Source organism: Sinorhizobium sp. 22678, assembly GCF_052044265.1.
GTDB classification, from domain to species: domain Bacteria; phylum Pseudomonadota; class Alphaproteobacteria; order Rhizobiales; family Rhizobiaceae; genus Sinorhizobium; species Sinorhizobium meliloti_A.
Window position 1 is genome coordinate 1 of record NZ_JBQEMS010000052.1, and the last position, 5855, is coordinate 5855.

General features: G+C 60.4%; 4 protein-coding genes and 1 pseudogene. 2 read left to right on the forward strand and 3 right to left on the reverse strand.

The features are described from left to right. Nucleotides 1-1644 (forward strand): electron transfer flavoprotein-ubiquinone oxidoreductase (locus tag ACTJKL_RS31810; RefSeq protein WP_440854653.1); only part of this gene is annotated, 1644 nt, incomplete at its 5' end. Between the two features lie 80 nt (nucleotides 1645-1724). On the opposite strand, the gene ACTJKL_RS31815 is transcribed toward ACTJKL_RS31810, so the two are convergent. The 3 genes from ACTJKL_RS31815 to ACTJKL_RS31825 form a co-directional block, all read right to left on the reverse strand. Then, on the reverse strand, nucleotides 1725-3023 hold the full coding sequence (locus ACTJKL_RS31815) for an NAD(P)/FAD-dependent oxidoreductase (RefSeq protein WP_440854747.1): 1299 nt from the start codon (nucleotides 3021-3023) through the stop codon (nucleotides 1725-1727). Nucleotides 3024-3121: 98 nt separating this feature from the next. Then, nucleotides 3122-3370, reverse strand: a complete 249-nt coding sequence (locus tag ACTJKL_RS31820) for a hypothetical protein (protein WP_440854748.1) — start codon at nucleotides 3368-3370, stop codon at nucleotides 3122-3124. A 219-nt stretch (nucleotides 3371-3589) separates the two neighbouring features. Further along, the gene (locus tag ACTJKL_RS31825) at nucleotides 3590-4951 is read right to left on the reverse strand and encodes a flavin monoamine oxidase family protein (protein ID WP_064334242.1); all 1362 of its coding nucleotides are present in this window, start codon (nucleotides 4949-4951) and stop codon (nucleotides 3590-3592) included. A gap of 408 nt (nucleotides 4952-5359) precedes the next feature. Between ACTJKL_RS31825 and ACTJKL_RS31830 the strand changes: the two are divergent. Beyond that, nucleotides 5360-5855: pseudogene (locus ACTJKL_RS31830) on the forward strand (maleate cis-trans isomerase family protein); the annotation flags it as partial.

Sequence of the window (5855 nt, forward strand, 5' to 3'; positions counted from 1 at the left end):
CCCGCACGCGAAAGCATGGAATTCGACGTTGTGATCGTTGGTGGGGGACCTGCGGGGCTTTCGGCGGCGATCCGGCTGAAGCAGGTCAATCCGGAGCTCTCGGTCGTCGTGCTCGAAAAGGGCGCCGAAGTCGGCGCGCATATCCTGTCGGGCGCCGTCGTCGATCCCATCGGCATCGACCGGCTGCTGCCGGACTGGCGCAAGGACGCCGACCGTCCGTTCAAGACCGAAGTGAAGGACGACCACTTCCTGTTCTTGGGCCCGGCCGGCTCGATCCGCCTGCCGAACTTTTTGATGCCGCCGCTGATGAACAATCACGGCAATTACATCGTCTCTCTCGGCAACGTCTGTCGCTGGCTGGCGACAAAGGCGGAAGAACTCGGCGTCGAAATCTATCCGGGCTTTGCCGCAACCGAAGTGCTCTACAACGACGAGGGTGCCGTCATCGGCGTTGCCACCGGCGACATGGGTATCGAGAGGAACGGCGAGCCGGGACCGAACTTCGCCCGCGGCATGGCGCTGCTCGGCAAATACACGCTGATCGGCGAGGGCGTGCGCGGCTCGCTCGCCAAGCAGCTGATTTCGAAGTTCGATCTGTCGAAAGACCGCGACGTCCAGAAGTTCGGCATCGGCCTGAAAGAGCTCTGGCAGGTTAAGCCCGAGAACCACCGTCCGGGCCTGGTGCAGCACTCGTTCGGCTGGCCGCTCGGCATGAAGACCGGTGGTGGTTCGTTCCTGTACCATCTGGAAGACAACCTCGTCGCGGTCGGCTTCGTCGTGCACCTGAACTATAAGAACCCATACCTCTTCCCGTTCGAGGAGTTCCAGCGGTTCAAGACCCATCCGGCCATCCGCGGCACCTTTGAAGGCGGCAAGCGGCTGTCCTATGGCGCTCGCGCCATCACCGAGGGTGGCTACCAGTCGGTGCCGAAGCTGTCGTTCCCAGGCGGTGCGCTGATCGGCTGTTCGGCCGGTCTCGTCAACGTGCCGCGCATCAAGGGCAGCCACAATGCGGTGCTGTCTGGCATGCTGGCGGCTGACAAACTGGCAGAAGCGATCGCGTCGGGCAGGGCCAATGACGAGCCGGTCGAGATCGAGAACGAATGGCGCCAGACCGATATCGGCAAGGACCTGAAGCGGGTCAGGAACGTCAAGCCGCTGTGGTCGAAATTCGGCACGGCGATCGGCGTGGCACTCGGCGGTCTCGACATGTGGACCAACCAGTTGTTCGGTCTGTCGCTGTTCGGCACGCTGAAGCACGGCAAGAGCGATGCGCAGAGCCTCGAGCCGGCAGCAAAGCACACGAAGATCGATTACCCGAAACCCGATGGCGTGTTGACCTTCGATCGTCTGTCCTCGGTGTTCCTGTCGAACACCAACCACGAGGAGGATCAGCCGGTGCATCTGCAGGTCAAGGACATGAGCCTGCAGAAGCGCTCCGAGCACGACATCTATGCCGGCCCGTCGACGCGCTACTGTCCGGCTGGCGTCTACGAGTGGGTGGAGAAGAACGGCAAGCCGGTCGTCGTCATCAACGCGCAGAACTGCGTGCACTGCAAGACCTGCGACATCAAGGACCCGAACCAGAACATCAACTGGGTGCCGCCGCAGGGCGGCGAAGGCCCCGTCTATCCGAACATGTGAATTTTGCACAGCATCGGCTTATAAAATAGATGATGTCTTCTCCGGCAACCGTTTCGTATGTTGCCTTTAGGCAGTGCACCTCATTCTGGTGCCTCGAAAATGGAGCCCACCAGTTGCCGGCGAGCCTTTCTCCGCAGCGCGCTCCAAGCCAGCCCCTTGCCCAGATAGTCAAAAGGGGTCGGCGGCCATTTCCGCGGCGTCCGGTTGACGATCCAGAAATCGGTGAGGTCGCTGCTGACGTCGTTGAGCATGTGCGAGACGGTCTGGCCGTGCAGATGGTTGATCGCCAGCCCATGGCCCCAGCACCCGCCAACATAGATCACGCGCCGGTCGCCGAGCGTCGTCAGGTGCGGCACCAGGTCCATCGTCCCGGACATGTGCCCGCCCCAAGTCTGGGCGATGCGAATATCGCTCAACTGCGGGAAAATCCGCTTGAGATGCTGCAGTGAAACTTCTCCGCCCTCCGCGCTGGCCGTCGGCTCCATTTCGCCGAACATCGAGTGCCCGCCGTAATAGATCCAGTAGAACTGGATACGACCGTCGGCGGTGGGCGCCATGTAGTGGAACAGGTCGAGCGTACTTTCGATCGCATTGCCGCGCGGCCAACCGATCGCCTGCCATTGTGCGGGCGTCAGGCGCTCCGTCACCGCGCCTCGTGCGAAGACCGGGGATTGAAACCGGCGTAACTCGCGTCCGACAGGGCCTTCAAGCATGTGGGTGAAAGCGTTGGTCGCGATCACCACCGTGCTTGCAAGAATCTCCCCGCGCGGAGTGACGATCCGGACGCCCGATGCCAGGCGCTCGATGTGAATGGCGGGGCTGTTTTCGTAGACACGCGCGCCGGCGGCTTCCGCGAGGCGTTTCAGTTCGCGCACCTGCTTGCAGGGGTTAAGCAGGCCAAGATTGGGATCGAACAATGCCGCCTTGAAATTCGGATTGCCGGCAAATTCCGCCTGCAAGCTAGGCCCGTCCATCCACTGCAGCCCCTGCATGCCGAACTCGGAATACATCGCCTGCAGGGCGCGGGCGTCGTCTACCCAGCGTTCGTCGAAGGCCACCCGCATCAGACCCGGATGCCGGTAGTCACACTGGAGCCCGTTGCTCTCGATGATCTCGCGTGTATAGACCATCGCGCGCAGACAGTAATCGAACGCCGCCTTCGAGCGCTCGAGGCCGTATTTTCGGCGGATAGTGAACTGATCCATACCGAACTGCGGCATGATCCAGCCAGCGGCGCGGCCGCTGGCCCCGAAACCAACGATCTCGCCTTCGATCAGCACGATGCGGCCGGTACCGTCCTTCGCCGCATGCCAGGCAGTGGACATACCGGCGATTCCACCGCCAATGATGGCGACATCGCAATCGATCCGCCCATCCACGGCATGGTTCGGGGCATACATGCCGTAGTCATGCAGCCAGAAGGATTTTCCCGAATGGGGCGCTGATCCGTGAGCCTGCATGATCACAGTGCCTCGTGTCAGTTTGACTGGGGGAGATAGGCGACGGCCGTCGTCTCGACGCGGATCGCCGGGCTGGTAAAGCCGACTACTTCCATGCCCGCGACCGAGGGCCCCTCCTCGCCGAAGAAGGCCTGGCGATGCGGGAACAGCGTCTCGTTGAACTCGTCCACACTGACATTGTAGTAGATGGTTTCGCTGACCACATCGCGCGGCGCGCCGCCGGACTTTGGCAGGGTGCTGCCGAGGATCTCGTAGATCCGCTTCATCTGCGCGGCCGGGTCGTCGGCATGGATTTCGTTGCCTCGTCATCTGTGGACGTCAGGCCACCGATGAAAAGATAATCGCCGGCACGAACGGCCATTGACATACAATAGTGCTTCTCCATCTCAGGAAGCATGTGGAAAAATAGCGGTTTCTTTGGCATGCCAGTTCCTGGTCGAAAATTAAGATATGATCAAGGCAGAGTGGCTTCACTCGATGCGGCGTTAGCCAGTGAGACCGGGCGGCGCCTTAAAGCGACGTGAGGACGTTGGGTTTGAGGCAGAGCGCATTTCAGTTTCCACCTTGTCCGCAGTTAGCAGGCCGGACTCGATTGCGCCATCCATAAAGCCTACCCAATTTCGCCCGAGATAGTCGCCGGCGAAATGGACATGGCCGTCCGGCGTCTTGAAGGCCTTTGCGATCCGCACGTTCTGTGTCGGCCGCGCCATGTGCCAGGTGCCAAGTGAGAACTCGTCGTTTGCCCAGTCGTGCCCGGTGGTCGAAACTGCCTTCAATTCGGGGTGAAGGCTGGCAAGCACCGCGTTGACTTCGTCGAGGTTCTTCGGGTCGAAAGCCGCGCCATCCGTGCCGAAGCCGACGTAGATGCGGGTTTCGCCCTCTACACGGATGGGGTTGAGGAGGCTAAGTGGTGTGCCGGGCGGAGCGATGACGGCATGGCCGGTGGCTTCGCCTTCCGTGCGGAACAGTACTTTCATGCCCTTTGCGGCATGTTCCTCGTGCGAAAGGACTAGTTTGTCCTGCGCAAGCGCCGGCGTGAACCGGATGTTTTTCAGACAGTTCATCGGGACGGCGCAGACTAGTTTCTTCGCCGTGAAGCGACGGCCGTCACGGGTCGTCGCTGTGACGCCGCGCTCGTCCTGCACCACGTCGGCGACGGGGGAGTTGAGGCGGATGTCGAGATTGGCGCGTTCCGCCATATAGGTGATGAGGGATGTAACGCCACTGTCGACCTTGTAGCGGGCGAGGCAATCGATCATCAGCCCAATATCCCAGCCGGAAATGGACCACCAGCGCAGCTGGGACAGGTATCCGGACTGGTCCAGCGGCGCGTTCGTCTGGGCACTCACCTCAGCGGCGAAGGCTGCTTTCTCGAGCGGCGATAGGCCCATCCGGTCGAGTACGTCCTGAACGCTCAGCGTGTCGAGTTCCTCAGCCTCTGCGATCGCTTCGAGACTGTAGGGCCTGTCCATGCGCGGACCATCCGGCGTATCGCCGGCGAATTTCTTCCAGGCACTTTGAAGGATCGCCCGGAACTCACGGAACTCGATGTCCTGCGGCTTGCCGTCTACCCAGATGGTGAGCGGCGGCAACCAGGGATCTTCATGCAGCTTCAGGCCGGAGCGAACGAATTCTGCCCAGACATAGGGCTGGAACCAGTGGATCCACGTACAGCCCAACTCAACCTTATGGCCGTCGAGGTCCGACGTCCAGGCGCGCCCGCCGATGCGATCTCGCGCCTCAAGCACGGCGACCTTGCGGCCGTTGTTCTTCAATTCGCGGGCCGCCGTGACGCCGGCGAAGCCGGCACCAAGCACGATGACGTCGAAATCGGTTTCTTGTTCCATGCAAATTCCCCCTCAATGACGGCATGCCGTGATCGGTGACGGGCTCGCCGATGCGGCAGTCGCGATCTTGTGAAGCCCGTAAGATCGCCTCCTCAAGCGCCCGAATTTATTATTCAAAGTTATATTACGACTGGGTATACGGCAAGCACCGTTCAATCTCTGCGCGCCATTCAGATGTCGCCGTTTCTAATAAAAGGTTAGCGCGGAAGGCGGGCGATGAGGCTGGGAAACTTGAGAAAATAACTTTTCAATCAATCTGTTGACGCAAATCGCTTTGAGGCCACCCAAAACTCTCTCTGGCCGGATGGAATAATGAAAGCATTTGGCGTTTTGGGGCTTACCTTGTCTTGATATTTCACGGTATGAATAATTAATGTGGTGAAACCTACTCGAAACAAGGTCCAGCAAATGAAGCGCTTTCGTATTGGTCAGATCGTTCCGAGCTCCAACATCACGATGGAAACGAAAATACCGGCACTATTGCGGGCTCGCGAACTCGTGTCGCCAGAGCGGTTCACTTTTCACTCCTCCCGCATGCGGATGAAGCATGTAACCGCCGAGGAATTGAAGGCCACAGGGACAGCGACCATTGCCCCTCGAACTTTCGGACGCGCGCGTCGATGTTATGGGTTATGCCTGTCTGGTAGCAATCATGGCAATGGGGCATGGCTACCATCGCCAGTCACGGGAGCGCCTGCACAAGGCGACGGTCGACAACGGCAATCCCGCACCAGTGGTGACGTCGGCCGGTGCGCTGGTCGAGGGCATCCAGGCGATGGGCGCGAAGAAAATCGCGCTCGTCGCGCCTTACATGAAGCCGCTCACTGAGCTCGTCGTGGACTACATCCGCAACGAAGGCATCGAGGTCAGCGTATGGCGCGCGCTCGAAATTTCCGACAACCTC